Annotated in this window: 24 protein-coding genes; 6 read left to right on the top strand and 18 right to left on the bottom strand. The window is 68.6% G+C overall.

Annotated features, from left to right (window positions below; genetic code table 11):
- The 9 genes from MRY84_RS21720 to dinG all read right to left on the bottom strand — a co-directional run.
- Nucleotides 1-153 (bottom strand): DUF3297 family protein (locus MRY84_RS21720; RefSeq protein ID WP_291507756.1); only part of this gene is annotated, 153 nt, incomplete at its 3' end.
- A 77-nt stretch (nucleotides 154-230) separates the two neighbouring features.
- Nucleotides 231-812, bottom strand: coding sequence for an NnrU family protein (locus tag MRY84_RS21715; protein WP_291507755.1), 582 nt, complete (start codon nucleotides 810-812; stop codon nucleotides 231-233).
- A gap of 396 nt (nucleotides 813-1208) precedes the next feature.
- Complete coding sequence (locus MRY84_RS21710) at nucleotides 1209-1820, bottom strand: 3'-5' exonuclease (RefSeq protein WP_291507752.1); 612 nt, start codon at nucleotides 1818-1820, stop codon at nucleotides 1209-1211.
- Nucleotides 1821-1914: 94 nt separating this feature from the next.
- The gene (locus MRY84_RS21705; protein WP_291507751.1) at nucleotides 1915-2307 is read right to left on the bottom strand and encodes a VOC family protein; all 393 of its coding nucleotides are present in this window, start codon (nucleotides 2305-2307) and stop codon (nucleotides 1915-1917) included.
- Between the two features lie 60 nt (nucleotides 2308-2367).
- Complete coding sequence (locus tag MRY84_RS21700) at nucleotides 2368-3528, bottom strand: PHB depolymerase family esterase (protein ID WP_291507750.1); 1161 nt, start codon at nucleotides 3526-3528, stop codon at nucleotides 2368-2370.
- Nucleotides 3529-3744: 216 nt separating this feature from the next.
- The gene (locus MRY84_RS21695) at nucleotides 3745-4017 is read right to left on the bottom strand and encodes a hypothetical protein (protein WP_291507749.1); all 273 of its coding nucleotides are present in this window, start codon (nucleotides 4015-4017) and stop codon (nucleotides 3745-3747) included.
- Nucleotides 4018-4053: 36 nt separating this feature from the next.
- Nucleotides 4054-4557 carry a pyridoxamine 5'-phosphate oxidase family protein gene (locus MRY84_RS21690; protein WP_291507748.1) on the bottom strand — a complete coding sequence of 168 codons (504 nt, stop codon included), beginning with the start codon at nucleotides 4555-4557 and terminating at the stop codon, nucleotides 4054-4056.
- Between the two features lie 176 nt (nucleotides 4558-4733).
- Nucleotides 4734-5093, bottom strand: a complete 360-nt coding sequence (locus tag MRY84_RS21685; protein ID WP_291507747.1) for a zinc ribbon domain-containing protein YjdM — start codon at nucleotides 5091-5093, stop codon at nucleotides 4734-4736.
- A gap of 68 nt (nucleotides 5094-5161) precedes the next feature.
- Nucleotides 5162-7330, bottom strand: a complete 2169-nt coding sequence (dinG, locus tag MRY84_RS21680; protein WP_291507746.1) for an ATP-dependent DNA helicase DinG — start codon at nucleotides 7328-7330, stop codon at nucleotides 5162-5164.
- A 103-nt stretch (nucleotides 7331-7433) separates the two neighbouring features.
- Between dinG and MRY84_RS21675 the strand changes: the two genes are divergently transcribed.
- Nucleotides 7434-8816 carry a hypothetical protein gene (locus MRY84_RS21675; RefSeq protein WP_291507745.1) on the top strand — a complete coding sequence of 461 codons (1383 nt, stop codon included), beginning with the start codon at nucleotides 7434-7436 and terminating at the stop codon, nucleotides 8814-8816.
- Nucleotides 8817-8921: 105 nt separating this feature from the next.
- Complete coding sequence (locus MRY84_RS21670) at nucleotides 8922-9224, top strand: hypothetical protein (protein ID WP_291507744.1); 303 nt, start codon at nucleotides 8922-8924, stop codon at nucleotides 9222-9224.
- 102 nt (nucleotides 9225-9326) lie between these two features.
- Here MRY84_RS21670 and MRY84_RS21665 read toward each other — a convergent pair whose 3' ends face one another.
- Nucleotides 9327-10295 carry a LysR family transcriptional regulator gene (locus tag MRY84_RS21665; RefSeq protein ID WP_291507743.1) on the bottom strand — a complete coding sequence of 323 codons (969 nt, stop codon included), beginning with the start codon at nucleotides 10293-10295 and terminating at the stop codon, nucleotides 9327-9329.
- Nucleotides 10296-10400: 105 nt separating this feature from the next.
- On the opposite strand from MRY84_RS21665, the gene MRY84_RS21660 reads away from it, so the two are divergent.
- On the top strand, nucleotides 10401-11615 hold the full coding sequence (locus MRY84_RS21660; protein WP_291507742.1) for an MFS transporter: 1215 nt from the start codon (nucleotides 10401-10403) through the stop codon (nucleotides 11613-11615).
- Nucleotides 11616-11634: 19 nt separating this feature from the next.
- Here the strand turns inward: MRY84_RS21660 and MRY84_RS21655 are convergent, their stop codons facing one another.
- From MRY84_RS21655 to MRY84_RS21640, 4 genes are all read right to left on the bottom strand, one after another.
- Nucleotides 11635-13545, bottom strand: coding sequence for a B12-binding domain-containing radical SAM protein (locus tag MRY84_RS21655; RefSeq protein ID WP_291507741.1), 1911 nt, complete (start codon nucleotides 13543-13545; stop codon nucleotides 11635-11637).
- Nucleotides 13546-13652: 107 nt separating this feature from the next.
- Nucleotides 13653-14708: a sensor domain-containing diguanylate cyclase gene (locus tag MRY84_RS21650; protein ID WP_291507740.1), complete on the bottom strand. Its 1056-nt coding sequence runs from the start codon at nucleotides 14706-14708 to the stop codon at nucleotides 13653-13655.
- Nucleotides 14709-14767: 59 nt separating this feature from the next.
- A complete protein-coding gene (locus MRY84_RS21645) occupies nucleotides 14768-15319 on the bottom strand; it encodes a gamma carbonic anhydrase family protein (protein ID WP_291507739.1) in 552 nt (183 codons plus the stop codon).
- A gap of 84 nt (nucleotides 15320-15403) precedes the next feature.
- A complete protein-coding gene (locus tag MRY84_RS21640) occupies nucleotides 15404-16138 on the bottom strand; it encodes a TetR/AcrR family transcriptional regulator (protein WP_291507738.1) in 735 nt (244 codons plus the stop codon).
- Nucleotides 16139-16283: 145 nt separating this feature from the next.
- On the opposite strand from MRY84_RS21640, the gene MRY84_RS21635 reads away from it, so the two are divergent.
- Nucleotides 16284-17387, top strand: coding sequence for an MBL fold metallo-hydrolase (locus MRY84_RS21635; RefSeq protein WP_291507737.1), 1104 nt, complete (start codon nucleotides 16284-16286; stop codon nucleotides 17385-17387).
- Between the two features lie 114 nt (nucleotides 17388-17501).
- On the opposite strand, the gene MRY84_RS21630 is transcribed toward MRY84_RS21635, so the two are convergent.
- Nucleotides 17502-18974: a PLP-dependent aminotransferase family protein gene (locus MRY84_RS21630; protein ID WP_291507736.1), complete on the bottom strand. Its 1473-nt coding sequence runs from the start codon at nucleotides 18972-18974 to the stop codon at nucleotides 17502-17504.
- 77 nt (nucleotides 18975-19051) lie between these two features.
- Here MRY84_RS21630 and MRY84_RS21625 point away from each other — a divergent pair, with 77 nt between their 5' ends.
- Nucleotides 19052-19531 (top strand): OsmC family protein, encoded by a 480-nt coding sequence (locus MRY84_RS21625; protein ID WP_291507735.1) that lies wholly within the window; start codon nucleotides 19052-19054, stop codon nucleotides 19529-19531.
- A gap of 1 nt (nucleotide 19532) precedes the next feature.
- On the top strand, nucleotides 19533-20159 hold the full coding sequence (locus tag MRY84_RS21620) for an FMN-binding negative transcriptional regulator (protein WP_291507734.1): 627 nt from the start codon (nucleotides 19533-19535) through the stop codon (nucleotides 20157-20159).
- A gap of 181 nt (nucleotides 20160-20340) precedes the next feature.
- Here MRY84_RS21620 and MRY84_RS21615 read toward each other — a convergent pair whose 3' ends face one another.
- The 3 genes from MRY84_RS21615 to MRY84_RS21605 form a co-directional block, all read right to left on the bottom strand.
- Nucleotides 20341-21732 carry a homoserine dehydrogenase gene (locus MRY84_RS21615; protein WP_291507733.1) on the bottom strand — a complete coding sequence of 464 codons (1392 nt, stop codon included), beginning with the start codon at nucleotides 21730-21732 and terminating at the stop codon, nucleotides 20341-20343.
- A 122-nt stretch (nucleotides 21733-21854) separates the two neighbouring features.
- Nucleotides 21855-21983 (bottom strand): hypothetical protein, encoded by a 129-nt coding sequence (locus tag MRY84_RS21610; RefSeq protein WP_291507732.1) that lies wholly within the window; start codon nucleotides 21981-21983, stop codon nucleotides 21855-21857.
- Nucleotides 21984-22155: 172 nt separating this feature from the next.
- Entirely contained in the window at nucleotides 22156-22998 is an 843-nt protein-coding gene (locus MRY84_RS21605) for a DUF72 domain-containing protein (RefSeq protein WP_291507754.1), read from the bottom strand.
- Nucleotides 22999-23003 lie beyond the last annotated feature (5 nt).

Here is a 23003-nt window from a genome sequence, read left to right as displayed (position 1 = left end):
GTATTCCTCGACATCCGTGCGGTCCCGGCCGTTGAAGCGGATGCCGATGTCGTGCTGGAACACGGCGGCCACGTGGTGCGGGCTGCGGGGGTCGACCGACAGATGGTCGGGCAGGGGCGGGGGCGTGGTGCTGGCGGAGGTGGCGTCGGTCATGCGGAAAGGCTCGTGATCAGAAAAATCGGAAAGCGCGGATTTTCCGGGATTTGCACCTGCTGCCCCTTGCCATACCCTTACCGCCCCAGGGGTGCCACACCGATCAGCCAGGCATGCCCCCACCGCGCAAAGCCCAGCCAGGCCAGGGCGCCCACCGCGACGGTCGCCCCCGTGCCGGCTGCCGTGCCGGGTGCATAGGTTGTGCCCAGCACCCGGTCGCGCTGCCGCGCGGCGCGAAAGTTGAGCACGGCCCACACCAGAAAGCTGCCAAACAGCAGCGCGTCGGCCAGGGTGCCGTTGGACAGCAGGTGCGCCAGCGCCCACACCTTCACGGCCAGCACCATGGGGTGGTGCAGCCGCGCCTTGAAGGCATTGCGGGGCACGTACGCCGCGGCCAGCAGGACAAAGGCGATCAGCGTGAGCAGCGCGGCGGCATGCCGCATGCCGATGGGGGGCATCCACAAAGCGACGGGCTGCTGCCGTGCCAGCCCGTAGCCCCAGATGATGAGCGCCAGACCCACCGCCGAGACCAGCGAGTACAGGCCCTTCCAGGGCCCCTCGCCCAGGCGCGCCAGTGTTTGCGTGCGCCATCCGTCGGCCACGATGCGCACGGAGTGCACGCCCAGGAACAGGGCCAGTCCAAGAACCAGAAACAGCATGGGGTGGTCTTTCATGGTGGGTGAGTGGAAAGCAGGTACGCCGAGTGCGCAGGGCCGCCTGTCGCGGATCTGCACTGCCTCGCAGCCGCGCAGGACGGACGGCGCATTATGGGCACGGCCCGGTCGTGCGCCAGGCGGGGCGCCAGCCTCGCCTCCCCCTGCTGTGGGCACTTCAGGGCGCGCTCACGGGCCGCGACGGGAAGGCGCTGGCGCAGCACGAGTGCACCGCGCTGCTCATGCAGCTGGATGACCTGGAGCGACTCCGTCAGAGCACTTCAATGGAGTTTGAATGAAAAGTGCCTCCAGCGCTGATTTGACAAGCGCAACCAGCTATCAAATGTGAAGCAATCCATAGTGTTTGAATCCCCACCCCGGGGTGGCTGCGCGGCCCTGCGGTCAGGCCGCTGCGTGCTGCGCCAGCAGCGCCCCCACCTTGGGCTTGGCGCAGCGCTGCAGTGTTTGCAGCAGCGCATGGCTGGGTTCGGCCACGCGCCACTGCGTGCGCAAATCGTGCTGCATGCGCGCCAGCAATGCGGCGGCCATCTCGGCGTCGGCCAGCGCCCGGTGCGCCTGGCCAGTGCGCGGCAGGCCGTGGTAGTCCACCAGCGTGCCCAACTGGTGGCTGGGCGCCTGCGGGTACAGCCGCCGTGACAGCAGCACCGTGCACGCAAACGGGTGCGGCGCAGGCAGGCCGGCGCGGTCCAGTTCGGCCTGCCAGAACTTGCTGTCAAACGCCGCGTTGTGCGCCACCATGGGCGCATCGCCCACGAAGCGCGCCGCGTCGGCCATGACGCCTGTCGCGTCCGGCGCCGCATCCACCATGGCGTTGGTGATGCCGGTGAGGCGGGTGATGAACGGCGGAATCCATGCGCCGGTTTTCATCAGGCTTTGAAACCGGTCCACCACCTGCCCCTTTTCCAGCAGCACGATGGCGACCTCGGTGGCGCGCGCGCCCTGGCCGGGCGAGATACCGGTGGTTTCAAAGTCGATGACAGCAATGGGAGGCATGGGCGGGTGGCGCAGCAGAAGGGCAACGCCGGATTGTGACGCGCCGCGCGGTTCGTGACCGTTACAGGGACACCGGGAAACCCGGACCCACAGTTCACCCTGTGTGCACAAAACACAGCTTGTGGCCTTCCGGGTCGTGGCAGTAGGCGGCGTAGAAGTCCGGCGCGTACCGTGGGCGCAAACCCGGCCTGCCCGCATCCGCGGCCCCCAACGCGAGCGCCGTCGCCCAGGCACTGTCCACGGCCTGCCGCGTGCCGACCAGAAAACTCACCTGCGAACCATTGGCCGTGGTGGCGGGCTGGCCGTCGAATGGCCGATGGATGACGAATTGGGGCCAGCGATGGCCGGGCTTTTGCCACACCACGCCTGCGGCACCGATGCGGTCGAGCGGGGTGACCCGGGCCAGGCCCAGCGGGCGCAGCACCGCGTCATAGAACGCCGCCATGCGGTCCAGATCGCCGGCGCCGAGCTGGATGTGCGCGTACATGAAGGGCCGTCCTGGAGGCTGTGGAAGCGAGTGGCAGTGAGTGACAGCGGCAGGCGGCGGCTAGCGGCGGTGGCTCAGGAAGAAGCGCAGCATCTCGTCGGTGGCGCTGACGCCGGCGGGGTCGGTGTAGCTGCCCTGCGCGCTGCCGCCCGACCATGCGTGGCCGCCGCCGCGCAGCAGCCAATGCTCGGCCACTACGCGGCCTCCGCTGATCAGCGCCCTGCGGTACACGGTGCGCGTGTAGAGCTGCCCTGCGGGGGACGCGCCCTGCTCTACCACTTGGTCCAGAACCGCCGCGCCGCCCACGAGGCTGCCCAGCGTGGCCGCTACCACCTGATCGCCATTGCGCGCGTGCACCGCCTCGTCGGCATCGCCATGGAACACGATGACCGGCACCACGCGCTGCCCCGGCGAGGCCACCGGCTGGGTGCGGGCGTGGGGCTGGGCGCCATGCTTCATGGCCGACAAGGCGGTCATCATGTTGTGCGCGGCGCCTGCAGGCAGGCCCGAGTGCACGCCGGCCGCCGCGAACACGTCGGGGTACTCGCGCGCCAGCAAAGCAGCCATGGCGCCGCCGGCGGAAAGGCCCGCCACGTAGATGCGCCCGGCATCCACTCGGTGGCGCGCCATCACGTCCTGCACCATCGCCATCAGCAAGCCGGGCTCGCCACGGTCGCGGCGCTGGTCTTCGGGGCGAAACCAGTTCCAGCAACCATGGCGGTTGGCGCGGTGGGTCTGCTCGGGATACAGCACCAGCACATTGGCGCGCGCGGCGGCTTCGTTCATGCCGGTGCCGGCCGCGAAATCCGCCGGGGTCTGCGTGCAGCCGTGCAACATCAGCAGCAGGGGCCTGGCGCCCCCGGCGGTGGCGGCGGGCGGCACATAGAGGTGATAGTGGTGGGCGTGCGGGTGCAGCGCATCGGGCTGGGTGAAGGCCACCCGGGTGAAGCTGCCGGGTGGCTCGGCGGGTGATGGTTGAGGTGCTCCCGGGCTGGCTTCTGCGGTGGCGGCGTCCTCGGCCTGCGTGGCGCGCTGCCCCGGCCAGTGCGCGATGCTGTGAAAGGGGAAGCCTGTCGGCATTGTGGCGGTGGGGGCCGGGGGCGGGTCGGCCTGCCGCGCTGGTTGCGCGCGTAGCAGCTGGCCGGCGGGCTGGCGCAGGGCCTGTTGAACAGCGCGCGTGGCGCTCCCCATCAGTTGCTTGAGTTTGCGGTTCCAGACCATGGGGCTCCCGGTATCAGTGCGCGCGGCCTGCACTGTAGCGCTCCGCGCTGGCGCAAAAGCACGTCATCCAACGCCAAAGCGGTGCGCTGGCTGCGCTGCAGGCTGGCGCGAGCATCTTGCGTGCCAATGCCTGGCCAGGCATTGGCACCTGCACGGACATGCTGACGTGGCGCCGCGCCGGGGGGGTCTGTGCAACGGCAGCCAAACGGTACGCGCTCAGCCCGCGCCGCGCGTGCCGCCGCCCACCGTGCCGCTGCTGCTGCTACCGGGCGCACCCCGCCGGGATTGCGCCTGGTTGCCGCTGCCAATGTTCGACTCGCGGTCATGGCGGCTCTCGGGCGTGCGCCGACCCTGGTTTGTCTGCGTGGAGGGCTGGTCGCCCGTCTGATTGTGGTCGTTGGCGACCTTACCCGAGCCGGCACTGCGATGGTCTTCGCGGGTGTCCCGGGTGTCGTCCTGGCTGCTGACGCTTTGCTTTTGGCTGCTCATGGTGTGATCTCCGGAAGGGATGCTTAGAACACGTTCTTACGGCAAGGTGAGCTCGCGGTGTTCGCCCAGCTGCCGGGGCGGCTCGCCCGTCACGGCAGCCTTGGCCATCTTGAACAGTTGCACCATCTTGCTGTCGTCCACGTCCCAGTACTCGGCATGCCGGATGCGCACGGCCAGCAGGGCCACTTCAGGATCGGTGTGACCGCCCGGAAACCAGGCCTGTGCGGCGGGCGACCACAGCCGTTCCTTCTGCACGATGTCGTCCACAAAACGCGCCTGCCCCGAAAGCGAGACATAGCTGTCTTCGCCGGGATCGGCATACGACACATTCACTTCTCCGTCAGTAAGGAGCCGCTCGTAGAGTTCGCCCGACTTAGGAATGAAGAAGTACAGCTCGGCCTGCTCATCGATGCTGCGGTTTTGCGTGGTGAGCGGGTGGGCATGCAGCATGCCGTTGGCGGTGCGGTGGGTCAGCATCCCGAAACGAATGTCCTTGATGAGCTTCCATAAGGTTTCGTGGGCAGGGGTGTTGTCGGGCATGGGGCCTCCAGCAGGGTGGTGAATCGGATCAGGCATCGCGAGAGCGATGCATGAACGAAACACTTTGCGGGCCTTGTGCAGGAGGGGCCATCGGCGAGGCGCCCGCATGGCTGTGGGCATTTGTCTGACACACATGGGGTGCGGGCGCCCAGCCCCACCCCCGTCGTGGTGGAATGTCAGGCCTTTTTCAAAAACTCCGACTTCAGCAGCATGCTGCCCAGGTCGGTCTTGCAATCCACGTTGTGGCCGTCCGCGCCATCCACCAGGCGGATGCCCTTGATCTTGGTGCCCTTTTTGAGCGTGGACGAGGAGCCCTTGACCTTGAGGTCTTTCACCAGGATCACCGCGTCGCCATCGGCCAGCGGGTTGCCATTCGCGTCACGCACGATACCGTCACCCGCCTCTGCGGCATCGGTATCGGCGGCATCGGCCACCTGCGGCCATTCGAAGGCGCAGTCGGGGCAGACATAGTTGCTGCCGTCGGGGTAGGTGTTCTCCAGGCCGCATTGGGGGCAGGCAGGAATGGTGTGGGGCATCGTGAGGGTCCTCTCTGTGGTTGTTGTCGTGGTTGTTGAATGGGAGGGGCGCGCGAAGTGACGTGGCTTCAGAGCGCAGCGCGTTGCTGCAGCGCAAACGGAGGCAGCCCTTTGAGGAGCCGCTGGCCGTAGCTGGTGCGCGTGAGGCGCTTGTCGTAGCAGTACACATGGGCCTGGTCTTCCTCGGTGCGGATCGCTCGGCCCACCCATTGCGCCAGGCGGATGGCCGTGGCGGGCACCACCAGTTCGCTGAACGGGTCGCGGCCCACGGCGCGCAGCCATTCGGCGCGGGCCTCGCCCACGGGGTCGTCGGGCGGGGCAAAGGGCAGTTTGGTGATGAACACCGACTCGCACAGGCGCCCCGGCAAATCCAGCCCTTCCCCGAAGGACTGCATGCCAAAGATGACCGAGGGCTCGCCGTTTTCCACGCGCTCGCGGTGGCGCTTGAGCAGCTGCGTGCGCGGCAGCGCGTTCTGCACCAGCACCACACTGCGCATGGCGGTGGGCAGTGCATCCACCGCCTGGCGCATCTGCTCGCGCGAGGTGAACAGCACCAGCGCGCCGTACTCCACGCGGGCAATGTCGTGCAGCAACGCATCGACCATCTCGGCGGTGAACTGTGTGGCGTTCTTGGGCTCGGCCCGTGTCTCCGCGGCGACCAGCGTGCCCTGCGCGGCGTAGTTGAAGGGGCTGGGCACTTCGAGCGTGGTGGCGGCCTCGTCGCCATGCAGGCCCGCTTCGCGCAGGAAGAAGTCAAAATTGCCACAACTGGTGAGCGTGGCAGACGTGAGCACCGCGCCGCGCACCGCGCTCCACAGATGGTTGCGCAGCGTAGTGCCGGGTAGGATGGGGCTGGCGTGGGCCTTCACGACGATGAAGTCGCCATCGGTCTCCAGCGTGAACCATTTGGCGGCAGGTACCGCACCTTCGGGCGCATCCTGCAGCAGCAGCTGCGCAGTGGCGTGCAGCTCTTCCAGGCGTGGGGCCAGCATGCCGATCTGCGCGTACAGCGTGGACAGGCGCTTGGCCTCGTCGGGCTTGTCGCGCATCTCGGCGCGCAAGGCTTTGCTGATGGCGCGCAGGGCCTCCAGAAAACCGTCTGCGCTGGCGGCCAGCAGGCCCAGGGGCGCAATCAACGGCTCGGGCAATTCGCCCCGTGGCACCCGCACGCGCGCCGGGCCCCAGGCGCTGGGCTGGCTCTTGAGCTGGGCACCATAGACGTCCATCACGATGCGCGCCAGGTCCTGCAGCGTCTGCCGCAGCTGGGCCGAATGTTTGGGGATGTCGGCAATCTCTTCCACCTCCAGCAGCGCACCGATGCGCAGGCCCCGGCTGGCCAGCCGCTCGATCCAGGTGATGCGCGACAGGTCCATGCTGCACGCAAACTGGTCGAGCGCCGTGGCGGGCAGGTGGTGGGCTTCGTCCAGCACCAGGAGGCAGTTGTCCAGCTCGGGCAGCACGCGCGCACCCAGCGACGACAGCAGCAGATCGTGGTTGGCCACGATCACCTGCGCGCCCACCAGCTCCTTGCGCTTGTCGTAGTAGGTGCACTGGCTGAAGGCCGGGCAATGCTTGCCGGTGCACGACGCACCCTCCGCTGCCACGGGGCTCCACACCTCGGGCTCGGGCGGCGTGTCCAGGCTGTCGCGGTCGCCGTCCCAGGCGCCTTTCGACAAGGTTTGCGCCATGGTGCTGTAGAACTGCATGCGCGCCTCGGTCTCGTGCCGGGGGCGCTTGGCGCGGGCGGCGGCTTCCTCCTCGGCAAAGAGGTCGTCGTCGGCTTCTTCCTCCGCCTCGCCGGTCCCTGCCAGCCGGTCGAGCTTGAGCTTGCACACATAGCGCCCCCGCCCCTTGGCCAGCGCGAATTTGAACGGCTGGTGCATGCGCGCGGCCAGTGCGGGCAAGTCCTTGTTCACCAGCTGTTCCTGTAGCGCCACGGTGGCGGTGGAAATCAGCACCCGCGTGCCGCGCGCCAGTGCCAGCGCGATGGCAGGCGCGCAATAGGCCAGCGACTTGCCCACCCCCGTACCCGCCTGGATCACGGCAATCGACCGCGTGGGCGCGGCCTCGCAGCCGTCCTCATCTGCATCCACCTTGCCCAGCGTGGCGCTGCTGAACGTGCGCGCCACCTGCTCGGCCATCAGCCGCTGGCCTGGGCGGCTTCGAAAACCCTCGGTGGCCTGCACCACCGCATCGAAAGATTCAAGGGCCTGCGCGGCCCACACCTGTTGAGACATACAGTAGTGTCGCATGCGAATGGTACCTGGGCTCGATTCAGCGGTCTGTCGCCCTGCGCACGTGCTGGCCCACAATCTGCGCAACGACGACGAGAGGGATGCCATGCAAGGGACGACCGTGCGAGCGGGCGGGGTGACAGCGAGGCACCCGGCCTGGCTGCGATGGTGGATGGGGTTGCAACTGCTGTTCTGTCTGGGCGCGGTCAGCGGCGCATGGGCACAGCAGCCCGCCAGCAGCCCTTCACGCGAGGGGCTGCTTGCGCAGCAGCTGGCCCCCGACGATCCGGCGCGGTTTGCCTGGACGCGCGCGGCTGAGGCCGTGGGCCAGGGGGCCGACGCGCTGCATTTGCAGCTGGCCCTGTTGGACGATTGGGTGCTGGCGCTGGAAGGTCGGCCCGCGCAGGCAGGGCGCAGCATCGAAGCCGCCATGGCCCACGGGCGGGAGATGGACGCCGACCTCCTGCAGCGCCGCGCGCGGGACGCATGGCTCTCCGTCCTGCAGGCGCAGCAGTTGCGGCCGGAATGGGATCGCGATAGCCCCCATGTGCCCCTGCCGCCCGAGCTGGAGGCGCTGGGCGCAGAGTTGGTGCAGGAAGGGCCCGGTTTCTGGGTGCGCCGGGCCCCGGATGGGCGGATCCGGGGGCTGTACCTGTGGCTGGGTGCGCGAAACGGGCTGGCCGAACCCCTGCCCTTGCCCGAATTTGCGCTGCGCCTGGGCCGTCCTGGCCAGCAGCCCGCCGCGCCGCTGATGCAATGCGCGTTGCCCCGCTACAGCACGCGCCAGTGGGTGCCGCCGCAAAGCACCCAGCACTACCTGTGCAGTGCGGTCGAGGGGGGCCACGGACTGCCGCCCGTCGGCGTCAGCTGGCTGGCGCAGATGGGGCACTGGTTCAGCCAGGGGGCGGTGCTGCAGACCGTCATTCCCCAGCACGACCAGGCCCTGTCGCGCACTGCCCGCATCCTTGGGCAGGTCGACAATCCGGCGGTGGACGACTTCCTGCGCGGCGCTCGTGAATTCGCCGAGAGGCAGCAACAACAACAACGCGCCCAGGCGGCTGCAGCAGCAGCGGCAAAGAAGGCCCGTGATGCCACGCCGGCGCGCCGCTCTGGCGAGCCGCTGCCGCTCTGGCTCAAGCGGCTGGCGTTCCTGGGCGGGGTGGCGGGCGCATTGGTGCTTTATGGGCTGCTCGCGCACCACGTCAGCGTGGCGGTGGCGTCCGGCGTGCTGTGGTTGGGCCTGGCCATTCCGAGCGCGATCTTCTTGCGTGCCATCTGGACAACAGGCGGGACCGACGGCTGGGGCAAGCTCGTGGCCATCGTCCTGTCCGGGACCGGCGTCGTGGCGCCTTTTGCGGGCACGCTCGCCGCGTACACGGTCTACAAGCTGGTGGTGAGCGCGCCGGCGCGCCGCAAGGCAATCCTGCTCTTGCTCGGCGTGATCGTGGTCATCGTGCTCCATGCGCTGGAGCGGTGGTTGTTCTGGTGACAGCAGGCTCCGCGCGCCCGCAGCGCCGCAGGGCGTGGGCCTACAGCACGGAGGGACCTGCGGCGTTAGGGTGAACGGAATCCACATTGGACACCAAGGCCCCGCATGAAAACGTCCCCGTCCACCCACCCTCGTGCAGAGGAGGAGATCGTCCCCTCTGCCCCCATCCCCGCCCGCACGGAGCGGCGCGTCAACACCACGCAACCCGCCGTGCAGCCCGGCAGCGGCCCCGAAGATCTGAGCGCCCCGGAAGGCCGCCTGCCGCACGAGCGCGACCAGGCCACCGACATGACCGACGGCGAGCGCCACCCCGAAGTGGAGCAGGCGTACAAGGATCTGCAGCGCGGCCTGCAGGACACAGACCGCGGCGTGCCCGCGCACCAGGCGTACCAGAAGCAGAAAAGGTGAGCGCGCGCGCCAGATCCGGTCGGGTCCAGAAAATGCTACTGATTCAGGAGCTGCTTGCGCTTGATGGATAAGCGCTGGAGCCCCATTTGGCTACGATTCGCTCTATGAATCAGTCGGCCGCGCAGCCCCCCGTGCCGCAAGCGGCTGCACCCCCAGCACCTGCGGAAAGCCCGCCCGCATGGCTTCAATGAACGCCTTCAAGCGGGGCGAGCGCCAGCTGCTGCGCGGGTACAGCAGGTAGATAGGCAGGGGTGGTGCCTGCCAATCGGGTGCCAAGTGCACCAGCCGACCGTGCGCAATGTCGTCGGCGACGGCCCAGGCCGAGGCCACCCCCGCCCCCACGCCCGCCAGCGCGGCGTTGCGCAAGGCTTGCAGGTTGTCGGTGCCCAGGCGCGGGCTGATGGCAAAGCGTGCCGCCTCGCCCGTGTGGCGGTGGTGCAGCACCACCTCGTCCGCATAAAAGGTGCGCAGCGCCAGCCACGGCAGCTTTGCCAGCTCCGCTGGTGTTTGCGGCGCCTCATCCGAGGGCCACAGGTTGGGGGCGCCGATGGCGATGCGGGGCACCTCGGCCAGCGCGATGGCCACGAGGTTGGGTTCGTCCACCCGGCCCACGCGGATGGCGCAGTCGATGCCCTCGGCAATGAAGTCGGGCAGGCGATCGTTCAGCAGCCAGTCCACCGATACCTGCGGGTGCGCTTGCAGAAAGCCCACCAGCGCGGGCACCAGCTGCTCCTGACCGAAGATGCTGGGCGCCAGCACGCGCAGGTGTCCGCGCAGCGCGGCGGCCTCGCGGCCCCGCAGGTCGGCATCCATGCCGTGCCACCGCTCCAGCAGCGCCTTGGCTTGCTGGTAGGCCCGCTCCCCGTCTTCGGTCAGCTTCATCGCGTGGGTGGAGCGCTGCAGCAGCTGCACGCCCCAGTAGGCCTCCAGCTGGCGCAGCCGGCGACTCACGGTGGGCTGGGTGGTGCCCAGCTGCCGCGCCGCGGCCGAGAGGCTGCCGGCTTCTACGATGCGCACCAGCGTGTGCAGCAGTTCGAGCCGGTCCAGCGTGGGTTCGGCAGAGGTGTTCATACGCCAAGCGTATAGCAAATGTTCATTGTGGGTCTCTACACAGCGCGGTCATGCGTTCAGAGAATTACGCATCTTCCACTGTCGAACGCTGTCGTTCTGCCTGCCATGTCTGTTTCCTCCCCTCCTGCCTCCGCGGTGCCCTCCGCGCCCTTCGTCGCGTCCCCTGCCTTGGCGCCCTCGCTGGTCTTCCTGCTGGCCACGGGGGCGGGCCTGGGCGCCGCCACGCTGTATTTCAGCCAACCTTTGCTGGGCCTGATGGCTGCGGGCCTGGGCAGCACGCCCACCGCCGTGGGGGCCGTGCCGACGCTCACCCAGCTGGGCTATGCGCTGGGCATTCTGCTGCTGGCGCCCCTGGGCGACCGGTGGGACCGCCGCCTGCTGATTGGCGCCAAGGCCGTGGGCCTGGCGGCGGCGTTGGCTTGGTGCGCCCTGGCGCCCGGGGTGCACGCGCTGTGGGCCGCTGCCCTGGTGGCCGGGGTACTGGCCACGCTGGCTCAGGACATCGTGCCCGCCGCCGCCACGCTGGCGCCCGATGCGCAGCGCGGCCGGGTGGTGGGCCAGGTGATGACAGGGCTGCTGCTGGGCATCTTGCTGTCGCGCGTGTTCAGCGGTCTGCTGGGCCAGTGGGCCGGCTGGCGCGCGGTGTACGGCGTGGGCGCGCTGCTGGTGCTGGGCATCGGGCTGGTCTGCGCACGGGGCCTGCCGCGCATGGCGCCTGTCACGTCACTGGGCTACGGGGCGCTGCTGGCGTCGCTGGGTTCGCTGTGGCGCGCACACCGTGCCCTGCGCCTGGCGGTGGGAGCGCAGGGCCTGCTGTCCATCGCTTTCAGTGCGTTCTGGTCCACGCTGGCCATCGTGCTGCAACAGCGCTTTGGCCTGGGCAGCGCCGTGGCGGGCGCCTTCGGCCTGGCGGGGGTGGTGGGGGCGCTGGGCGCGCCGTGGGCGGGCCGCTGGTCCGACCAGTACGGCCCGCTGCGGGTGGTGCGCTGGGGCGCGGCCATCGTGGCGGGCTCGTTCGCGTTGCTGGCGGCAGGCGAAATGCTGCCGGCCGCCTGGCAACTGGCGCTCATGGTGGCCGTCACCATCGCGTTCGACTTTGGCGTGCAGGTGGCGCTGGTGGGCCACCAGACCCTGGTGTACCGGCTGGAGCCTGCCGCCCGCAGCCGCCTGAACGCGCTGCTGCTCACGGGCATGTTCATCGGCATGGCAGTGGGCTCAGCCCTGGGCAGCCAGGCACTGTTGCATGGCGGGTGGCTGGGCGTGGCGGGCCTGTGCGCGGCGGCTTCGGCCGGGGCGTGGGCGCTGCGCCAGCGTGGCTGAGTGCGCCGGAACGAGCCGGTCAGGCCCGCTCCCGCAACGCGCGTTCGATCCGATCCCGCCGCACCGTGGTCTTGGGCACCTTGAACGGGAACCACATGCGCACGTCTTCTTCCAGTCCGATGCCGTGCATGTAGTTGTAGATGGCCTTCTTCAGGCCTGCGCCCAGCGCGTCGTGATCCACGCCCGTGGGGTCGATGAAGGCCACGTCGTTCTTCGCGAAAGCGCCGGGAGGCAGCGGGGCCAGCGTCACACCGTATTCCTCGGGGTTCTTGCCAACCGGTGAGTGCACTGTGCAGGCAAAGCGGTGGAAGAACCCGCTCTGGATGCAGCCGTTGGCGAACAGCTGGCGCACGTATTCGAGCGCGTCCACGGTATCTTGCACCGTCTGCGTCGGAAAGCCGTACATCAGGTAGGCATGCACCAGGATGCCCGCGTCGGTGAAGGCCCGCGTCACGCGGGCCACCTGGTCCACGGAAACGCCCTTCTTCATGAGGTTGAGCAGCCGGTCCGACGCGACCTCCAGCCCGCCGGAGATGGCGATGCAGCCGCTGTCGGCCAGCAGCTCGGCCAGGTCGGGCGTGAAGGTTTTTTCAAACCGCACATTGCCCCACCAACTGATGCCCGCGTTGCGCGCGATGAGTTCGGTGGCCAGCGCCTTGAGGGCCTTGGGTGGCGCGGCCTCGTCCACGAAATGAAAGCCCGTTTGCCCCGTCTCGCGCACGATCTGCGCGATGCGGTCGGCCAGCACAGCGGCGCTGGCACCCTCGTAGCGGCTGATGTAGTCCAGGCTCACGTCGCAAAAGCTGCACTTCTTCCAGTAGCAGCCGTGCGCCACCGTCAGCTTGTTCCAGCGCCCGTCGCTCCACAGCCGGTGCATGGGGTTGAGCATGTCCAGCAGCGACAGGTACCGGTCCAGAGGCAGGCCGTCCCAGGTGGGGGTGCCCACCTCGGCAAAGGCCACATCGGCTTCCATCATGTTGATGTACTGCACCGCGCCGTCGTCACCGCGGACGAAAGTGCGCACCAGCCGCTGGCGGCCGCGCTCGCCCTGCAGGTGTTCCAGCAGCGCCAGCAGCGGGCGCTCGCCGGCATCCAGCGTCACGTAGTCAAAAAAGTCGAACACACGCGGGTCGGCCAGCTCGCGTAGCTCGGTGTTCACAAAGCCGCCGCCCAGCACCGTGGCGATGTGCGGGTGCCGCGCCTTGATGGCCTGTGCAATGCGGAACGCGGCGTACACCGAGCCAGGGAAGGGCACCGACAGCAGCACCACGGTGGGCTGGTGGCGGGCGATGGCCTCGTGCGTGAGCTGCTCCAGCAGCGCATCCACCAGCGTGGGCGGTGCGGCCAAGGCATCCGCCAGCGGGTCGAACGTGGGCTGGCTGCCCGCCAGCGATTCGGCATAGCGCACAAACTCGAAGCGCTCGTCCACCGCGTCGCGCAGCACGTCGGCCAGGTCGTTCAGGTACAGCGTGGCCAGGTGCTTGGCCTTGTCGGCGAGGCCCAGGGCGCCGAAGGCCCAGCCCAGCGGGTCACCGCCCTCCTCATCAACATACACATCGAGCGTGGCGAAGCGCGGCCCTTCGGGCAGGTAGTGGCGGCCTGCGATGCGGTGCGCCAGGGTGCTGTCGCGCCCTTGCAGGAAGGCAATGGCGGGGCCGATGGTGGCGAGGTAGCGGTCCTGCTGTGCGGCAAAGGACTGCACGGCGGGGCTGCGCTGCTTGGCCGGAATGGCCGCCACGCGCGCCGCCACGTCCTGGAGCCCCTCGGGCGACAGCAGCCGCAGGACAAGCGCCAGCGCCAGGTCTTCCTGAAACGCAGTGACGCCACGCGAGCGCAGAAAGCCGGTGAGGTAGGCAGTGGACGGATAGGGCGTGTTCAGCTGCGTCATCGGCGGGATGACGGCGAGCACGCGGCACGGGGAAGAGGCCATGGAACGTGGTGGGTTGGGAGCGCCGATTATCCCGACCGCCGCCCGGCCACGTGGCAGTGTGGCCAATGCCACAGGCGCATGGCCTGCGCTGGCGGGTTGTCCGCAGCTCAGCCGTGGGCCGCCAGCCCGCTGCTTGCCTGCGCGAGCGTGTCCTGGGCGTCGCGCCGAGCGCGCTTGACGCGGTACATCGTCTGATCGGCCACGCGCAGCACTTCGTCGATGCTGCGCTGCTGGTCGGGCGCGATGGTGACTACGCCCACGCTGGCGCCGCCGTAGTCGAGCGATGTTCCGGCCAGCTCGAACCGCCCCTGGGTGGCCTGCGCAATGCGCCGGCCGAGCGCTTCCTGCGCGTCGCTCGCTGCCTCGCCGGCATGCTCGCTCAGGCTGGCGACCACGAATTCATCGCCGCCCAGGCGCGCTGCCAGATCCTCCGCCCGCAGCATGCCCCGCAGGCGCTGCGCTACGGCCACGAGGAACTGGTCGCCCACCTCATGGCCGTGGGTGTCATTGATGGCCTTGAATCCATCCAGGTCGATGAAGGCGATCTGCACGCCCAGGTGGCGGCGGCGGCCCTGCGCGAGCATGCGGTCCAGCGCCCGCATGAGGGCGCGGCGGTTGGGCAGGCCCGTGAGCTGGTCGGTGGCCGCCACGGCGGCGAGCTTCTCGTTGGCCGCCAGCAGCTTCTGGATGAGCTGCTCGCGTTCCACCTGCTGCCCGATCAGATAGGCAAACAGCGTGAGGATGCGCTCGGCCTCCGGCGCGCGCGGGTGGGACCGGGTGCTGGCCGCGCACAGCGTGCCGTACAGCGCACCGTCGCCCATGCGCACGGGCTGGCTCACGTAGGTGCGTATGCCCAGGTCGCGCGCGGCCTGCGAATCGCCCCAGCGGGCGGGCACGTCGTTGGTGAAGGCGCGGCCTTCTTCAAGTGCGCGCTTGCACAGCGTGTCGTTCCAGGGCACGGCCAGGCCTTCGGGGATCTGCATGACGCTGGAGTTGCGTGCGTACAGCACATGTTGCACGCCTTCGGCCTCGTCGATGGACGTGAGGTAGGTGGACTCCAGCCCTGTCACCGATTCGAGCATCTCAAGCAGCGGACGCGTCAACTCCTCCACGGAACGGGCCGTGACAACGGATTCGGACAGGTGCTCAAGAAGTTCGCTCATATGCCAGAAATTATGCGCCGCACCTCCGCCATCGCCCAGGGCCTCAGGCGGCCCGTGCATCAGTCCAGAGGGGCGGGGCCTGCGGGGGGCAGGTAATTGTTCTTCACCCGCACATAGTGCTCGGCGGAGTACCTGAGGTACGCGATCTCGGCCTCGGTCAGCGCCCGCTGGCGCACGGCGGGGCGGCCGATGTAGAGATAACCGCTTTCCAGCACCTTGCCGGGCGAGACCAGGCTGCCCGCGCCCAGCATCACGCGGTCTTCGATGATGGCGTCGTCCATCACGATCGAGCCCATGCCGATGAGGCATTCGTTGCCGATGCGGCAGCCGTGCAGGATCACCGAATGGCCGATGGTGACGTAGTCGCCGATGACCAGCGGCGAGCCCTCGGGCTTGGCCGCGTTGCGGTGCGAGACGTGGCCCATGGTCAGGTCCTGCACGTTGCTGCAGGCCCCCACGGTGATGCGGTTCACATCGCCGCGCAGCACGGCGTTGCACCACACGGAGCTGTCGCGGCCCAGGGTAACGTCGCCGATGACCTGGGCGGAGCCGTGGATGAAAACGCCGGTGTCCAGAACCGGGGCGGTGTCGAGGTAGGGGGCGACGGGCATGGTGTTCAGGCTGCGTGGAAAGAACGGGCGAGCGTAGTGCAAATCGGCCCGGATGCCGCTGGCTGGCCCGGGTAGTGGCGCTGATCAGCGCTGGGGGGCCCGGCGCGGGGTGGGCTTTGCAGGTGTGGTGGCCCGGGCTGCCACCGCCTTGCCTGGGCCTCTTGCCTTGGTTCTTGCGGGGGCCTTGGCCTCATCCGTGGAGGTGGCATAAAAACCCAGGAACATGTCCACCGCATCGCCCACCACCTGCGTCTGCAGGGCGGTGGTCAGGGGTGGCTGCCCCATCGCCAGTTGGGGCCAGAAGGCAAAGGCCTTGACCATGCCTTGCAGCTGCTGCGCGGCGTAGGGCACGTCCATGGTGGGCCGCAGGCGGCCGTCCTGCTGGGCGGCACGCAGCCAGCGCGGCAGGCCCTCTTCCTTGGCCGAGAGCTTGGCCGTGATGCCGCGCGCGCGCTCGGGTGAATGCATCATGTCGGCCATGGCCACGCGGCTCAGGTCGATGAAGCTCGCGTCATTGAGCAGGCGCATCTTCTGCGCCAGCAGCTCCAGCAGCTGGTCGCGCAGCGGGCGGGCTGCGGTGTAGGCCAGATCGTCGGGCGACTGGCTGCGCTCCCACATCAGCAGCAGGATGGCTTCGAACAGCTCTTCCTTGCTCGGAAAGTGGTTGTACACCGTGCGCTTGGACACGTCGGCCGCCGCGGCCACGCGGTCCATGCTGGTGCCGTTGAAGCCGTGCTCGCGGAACGCGCCGATGGCCGCCTGCACGATGGCATCGCGTTTGCGGTCGGTCAGGCGGGCGGGTGGCGGGACAGTGGACATGGGTAAATTTTACACCCGGTAGTTTACTTTTTATAAAAGTGAACTACACTGTGCAGTGTAATTTTATGAACCGCCTGTGCCGCGCCTGAAACCCCTTCGCCGCCGTCTGCCCTTGGCGGTTTTACTTACCCTGATCCTGATCGCCATGGCCTACAGCATTTTCTCCCGCGCCGCCCAGCCGGTGGTTTCGTATGAACAGTCGCCCCAGTTCGCGGGCGGCAAGTTCCGCAATGCGGCGCCCCGCCACCAGCTCGGCACGCTCAAGACGCTGCAGGTGATGTGGCGCTTTGCCACCGGCAAGCCCGCTGATGCGGCGCCGCGCGAGCCCCTGCCGGTGTACGCCGTGATGCGCTCGGACCTGCTGGCCGCACCCGACTTGAGCCTGTGGCGCCTGGGGCACTCCACCTTGCTGTTCAAGATCAACGGCGCGTTCTGGCTGACCGACCCGGTGTTCTCCGAGCGCGCCTCGCCGTTCCAGTTCATGGGCCCCAAGCGTTTTCATGCGCCGCCCATCACCATCGAAGAGCTTCCGCCCATCACCGGCGTGATCCTGTCGCACGACCACTACGACCACCTGGACTACGCTGCCATCCAGAAGCTCGCACCCAAGGTGGAGCACTTCATCACCCCGCTGGGCGTGGGCGACCGGCTCATCGGCTGGGGCGTGCCCGCGGCCAAGGTGCAGCAGTTCGACTGGTGGCAGGGCACCACCATTGCCGGGCTGCAGCTGGTGGCCGCGCCCGCGCAGCATTTCTCGGGCCGGAGCTTCTCGGACGGCAACAGCACGCTGTGGGCGTCCTGGGTGCTGATCGCTGGCGAGACCCGCATCTTCTTCAGCGGCGACACGGGCTATTTCGATGGCTTCAAGGCGATTGGCGAGCGGTTCGGTCCCTTCGATCTCACGCTGATCGAAACCGGCGCCTACAACGCCGACTGGCCCGACATCCATATGCACCCCGAGGAGAGCCTGCAGGCCCACCTGGACGTGAAGGGCCGGCATCTTTTCCCCATCCACAACGGCACGTTCGACCTGTCGCTGCATCCGTGGGTGGAGCCTTTCGAGCGCATCACCGCGCTGGCTGCTGCCGCGCAGGTGCCGCTGGTGGCGCCCATCATGGGCGAGCGGCTGGACATTCGCGCGCCGGCGCTGTCCACGCACTGGTGGCGCAAGGTGCAGCCGCAGAGCGTAGGTTCGACGTTGACAGAGCGCGGCGCTGTCCTGGCCCCGCAGCCTGATGCCAATTATTGAGCCGGCCTCTTTGCACCTGAAAACCCGTTCGGGCTGAGCCTGTCGAAGCCCTGCGCGGCGCTTCGACAGGCTCAGCGTGAACGGTTCAAGCGGATCCATGCCGGCTCAAGCAATTCATCGCAACGTGCGCGCGAGCCCGCCCACCACGCGCGCCGCTGCGCGGATCTCCGCCTCGCCATACCCCGCATACCCCAGCAGCCAGCCCCGCCGCTGCGACTGCATTGCGTAGCGCGACAGCGGCGCCAACATCACGCCAGCCGTGAGCGCGCGGCGGCTCAGGGTCTCGTCATCGTTGCCTGGCGCGCATTCGTGCAGCAGGTGCATGCCGCGGTCGCTGGGCTGCACCTGCCAGGCGCCATCGCTCGCATCAGCCAGCGCCGCGATCAGCACCCGCTGGCGTGCCTGGTACAGCTCGCGCATCTGCCGCAGGTGGCGCAGCAGGTGGCCTTCGGCAATGAAGCGCGCCAGCACCGCTTGCGCATCGCCCGGTGCGTGCCGGTCGGTGATGGCCCGTGCCATGGCAAAAGCCTCCACCAGCGCGGGCGGAACCACCACAAACCCCAGGCGCAGGCCGGGGTGCAGTGTCTTGCTGAAGGTGCCCACGTAGAGCACGCGTTCCGATCCCGGCAGGCTGCACAGTGCGGGCACGCGCTGGGCCTTGCCATCGTTCTTGCCGTATTGGAACTCGCCGTCATAGTCGTCTTCGACCACCCAGGCGTCGTGCGTGCGCGCCCACTGCAGCAGGGCCTGCCGCCGTGCGAGGCCCATGCACACGCCGGTAGGAAACTGGTGCGTGGGCGTGACCACGGCCATGCATGCGCGGGGCCACTGCGCCGCGCCCTCGTCGATGCGCAGGCCCTGCGCATCCAGCGCCACGGGCCGCGCCAGCACGCCGTGGCCCAGCAGGCTGGCGCGGATGCCGGGGTAGCCCGGGTCTTCCACCAGCACCTCGTCGCCCGCGTCCAGCAGCAGCCGCGCAATGAGGTCGATACCTTGCTGCGAGCCCGAGCACACCACCACCTGCGCCGCATCGCAGCGGATGCCGCGCGATGCCCACAGCCACAGTGCGATGGCCTGGCGCAAGTCCGGATCACCAGCCGGGTCCAGGTATTGCGCCCGGGCGCTGCGCTGACGGGGGCTGGCCCGGCGTGCCAGGCGGTCCCACAGGGCAAACGGAAAAGTGTCCACCTCGGGCGCGCCGATGCGGAACGCGCGTGCCGCCACATGCGGCGGCCGCCAGCGGGCAGCCGTCTCGGCAATGAGCTGCCCGCGCCGCGAGAGGCCGCGCGGCGGCGCTACCAGCCCTTGCGGGGGCGGTGCGCTTGCGGCCTGCGAGACATAGGTGCCGTCGCCCACGCGTGCCTCCACATAGCCCTCGGCCTGCAGGCGCTGTACTGCCCAGAGCACCGTGTTGCGCGCCACGCCCAGGCTGGCCGCGTGCTCGCGCGACGGCGGCAGGCGCGTGCCGGCCGGCAGGCGGCCCTGCTCGATGGCGCTGCGCAACTGCTCGTACACCCGCTGGCGCAGCTGGCCCAGGCGCCCGTCCGGGGCCGCGGTGGTTTGGGTATTGGCTCCGGCAACTGGCATGAATTGGCCCCTTGGTTGTAGCGTTGCAGCCATAAACTGAAGAACCATTTTAGAACCCCTTGAAAGCGAGACACCCCATGGCCGAGCACACCGCCACCGTTATCTGGTCCCGTGGCACCGACGACTTTCTGGACAAGCGCTACCACCGCGCCCACACTTGGCAGTTCGATGGCGGCGCTACCGTGGCCGCGTCGTCGTCGCCCCATGTGGTGCCGCTGCCGTACTCCGATGCGGCGGCGGTGGACCCCGAAGAAGCCTACATCGCAGCCCTGTCGAGCTGCCACATGCTGTGGTTCATGGACTTCGCCAGCCGCTCCGGTTACCGGCTTAACCGCTACATCGACGCGGCCGTGGGCACCATGGCCAAGAACGCCGAGGGCCAGCTCGCCGTCACCCACGTGCTGTTGCGCCCCGTCACGCAGTTTGACGCGGCCCACGCACCCAGTGCCGCACAGCTGGACGACCTGCACCACCGCGCCCATGCCGCGTGCTTTCTGGCCAACTCCGTCAAGACACGGATCGACTGCGCGCCCGTGCTCGAAGTGGAAGGTGGCTGACATGACCATTGCCAACCGCCTGTTTCAGGTGACGGACCCGGCCGTGCTGCAGGGCCTGGTGAAGACCCAGCCCCTGGCCACCCTGGTCGTGCCGCACGAGGGCACGCTGCACGTGAACCATGTGCCTTTATTTCTGGACCCCGCGCGCGGCCCGCACGGCACGCTGGTGGGCCACGTGGGGCGCGGCAACGGCTTGTGGCCGCTGCTGCCGCAAAAGGCGGTGGCAGTGTTCCACGGACCGCAGGCCTATGTGTCGCCTTCGTGGTACCCGTCCAAGGCCATCGACGGCAAACAGGTGCCCACCTGGAACTACGCCACCGTGCACGCCCACGGCACGCTCCATGCGGTGGACGACCCGGTGCGGTTGCGCGCCATCCTGCACACCCTGAGCGAACAGCACGAGGCCCATCGCCCGGACCCCTGGGGCATCGACGACGCCCCGGCCGACTACATCGACAAGCTGCTCGGTGCCATCGTGGGTGTCGAATTGGCGGTGGAGCGCTGGGAAGGCGTCTGGAAGGTGGGCCAGAACCGCACCGACACCGACCGCGCGGGCGTGGTGCAGGGCTTGCTGGCCGAGGGCACATCTGCAGCACGGGACATGGCCGCGCTGGTGCTGGCGGCTTGATGCCGTGGGTACACGAATGCATCAAAATTAATAGCTATTGGCGCTTGATGGATAAGCGCTGGAGCCTGTTTTGATCAGATTTTTGTGACCCTGGCTGAAATCGTTCATCACCGGTCGGGCTGAGCCTGCCGAAGCCGTGGCGGCGCTCCGACAGCCTCAGCGTGAACGGGTTGGCGGCGAATCACCCCTCCAGCAGCTCCACCCGCAGCGCCACCACTGGCCCGGCCACTGCAGGGTGGGCGGCCAGTGCGTGCACGGCCAGGTCGACCGTGGCTTGGGCCACGGCATCGGTCAGCACCAGCACGTGGGGCTCGCTGCCCTTGGGCAGCGCCTTGTCGCAGGCCAGCTCCACACGCTGCACGGGCACGTGCTGCGCCGCCAGCCAGGCACCCACGGCCTCGATCTGCTGGGCGCTGTGCACAGGCACGCGCAGGTAGTGGCGGGTGTGCACAGCTGCGCGGGGGAGCACGGCCAGTTGTTCGTCCACCGCCTCAGGATGAAAGCCCAGGTGGGGCACGCGCTGCGCAGCGGGGATGCCTTGCAGACGCGCCACGTCCACCAGGTCGGCAATCACGGCCGAGGCTGTCTGCTCCGACCCCGCGCCCGCGCCGTAGTACATCGTCACGCCCGACGCATCGCCTTTGACCATCACGGCGTTCATCGAGCCATTCACGTGCGCCAGCAAATGCGTGGCGGGCACCAGCGCGGGCTGCACGCGCAGCTCCACCCCTTCGGCGTCACCGTCCTTGCGCCGCTTGGCCACGCCCAGCAGCTTGATGCGAAAGCCCAGCTGCTCCGCACAGGCCACGTCCAGGCCCTGCAGCGCAGTGATGCCCTCCACCTGCGCATCGGCAAACCGGACCGGCATGCCAAACGCATTGGCCGCCAGCAGCGAGATCTTGTGCGCCGCGTCCAGGCCCTCGATGTCGAACGTCGGGTCGGCCTCGGCGTAGCCCAGGGCCTGGGCCTGGGCCAGCGCTTCGGCAAAGCCCACGCCTTCATCGCGCATCTTGCTCAGGATGAAGTTGGTGGTGCCGTTGATGATGCCCGCCACCCACTCGATGCGGTTGGCCGTGAGGCCCTCGCGCAGGGCCTTCACGATGGGGATGCTCACGGCCACCGCGCCTTCGTACGCCACGGCCACCCCATGCTGGCGCGCGGCGGCAAAGATCTCGTTGCCATGCTCGGCCAGCAGCGCCTTGTTGGCCGTGATCACGTGCTTGCCCGCACGGATGGCGGCCAGCACCCAGTCGCGCGCAGGGCCGGTGCCGCCCGCTGCTTCCACCAGCACGTCCACCTCGGGGTGCGTTGCGACCTGCATCGGGTCGTTGGTCAGTGCCACCTCCTTGCCCACCACGCCCATGGCGCGGGCCAGGCTGCGGGCGCAGACCACCACCATCTTGATGCTCCGCCCCGCGCGGCCCGCGATTTCGGCCTGGTTGCGCGCCAGCACGCGGAAGGTGCCCGCGCCCACGGTGCCAATGCCGATCATGCCCACGCGCAGGGGGCGCATGGCGGCAGCGGGCGGCTGCTCCAGCAGGGCTTCAAGGGATTGGATGGGATCACGGTACATGGACTTCTCCGGCAGACGAACAAACAAAAAAACCCAGCTGCCAGAGCTGGGTTTCGTGCATTCGTCTTGGGGGAGAAGAGAGCGATCACCAGGTGGCTGCCGGAACGGCCACCTGCGCGTGCTCAGGTGGCCGCGGTGGTAATGGTGGTAATCATTCGTGCACCCATCGCCCGCGTGAACGCAGGCAGCATCATGCCCATGCCCTGGAAGGCAGCGGCGCGTGCGGCGAAGGCGGGAGTGGTGTACGACATGAGGAGGCGCAGTGTACCCGACGAAGCCGGGCGCGCGTCAAGCCCGCGCGGTGCGGCGCGTTGCGCGCAGATGCGAATGCGGCCTGAGGGCCCGCTTGATCTGCCGCCCGATGTGTGTGTATTTGCTATTGATTCAGTAGCTTGCCGCGCATGGTAGATAAGCGCCAGTGGTCTATTCGCTTCTGAATGCCTCTACACCCAGCTGCGCCATCAGTTCCATCGCCCCTGCTGGCGCGCGCTCCTTCGCGCCGTTGATGAAGTACACGAACACGTCCCGCGGCCGTTCGCCGCCCGTCCAGGCGCGCACGCCGGCGGCCCACTGTGCAATGGCTTCGGGCGGATAGCCGGTGGGCACATCGGCCTGGCTGCGCATCAGCCGCAGGTAGGCGAAGTCCGCCTCGGCGTCGGCAATGGCCGGGAATTTTTCCGAATCGGTGTGCACCGGTACGCAGCCGTAGCGGCGGGCCAGCGCGAGGAAGGCTGGCGTGGCAAAGCTCTCATGCCGCACGTCGAGCACATGGCGCAGTCGGCGGCCGTCCACGGCCTGGGGCAGCAGCGCGAGGAAGGCCTCGAAGTCGCCGGGCTCGAACACCTTGGTGGGCATGAATTGCCAGACGATGGGGCCGAGCTTGTCCTTGAGTTCGGTGATGCCGCTCTCGACAAACCGCTGGATCGAGTCGCCTGCCTCGGCCAGCACGCGGCGGTGCGTGGCAAAGCGGTTGGCCTTGAGCGAGAACATGAATCCTTCGGGCGTCTCGCCGCGCCACTTGGCGAACGTGGGGGGCTTGAAGGTGCTGTAGTAGGTGCCGTTGACCTCGATCGCCGTGAGCTGGCGGCTGGCGTAGTGCAGCTCCTTGCTGTGCGCGAGGCCTGCCGGGTAGAAGTTGTCGCGCCAGGGCTCGAAGGTCCAGCCGCCGATGCCGATGCGGATCTGCGCGTGGTGGCTGCGCGTGTTGCTGCCGCTGTCTGTGGTGGGGGCGGTATTGCGGGTGTTGTCCACGGCGTTCTCCATCATCATCA

The sequence above is a fragment of the Acidovorax sp. genome (genome assembly GCF_022763525.1).
GTDB lineage: Bacteria > Pseudomonadota > Gammaproteobacteria > Burkholderiales > Burkholderiaceae_C > Acidovorax.
Note: the sequence above shows the minus strand (reverse complement) of the source record. Positions and strands in the feature narration are given on the sequence as shown.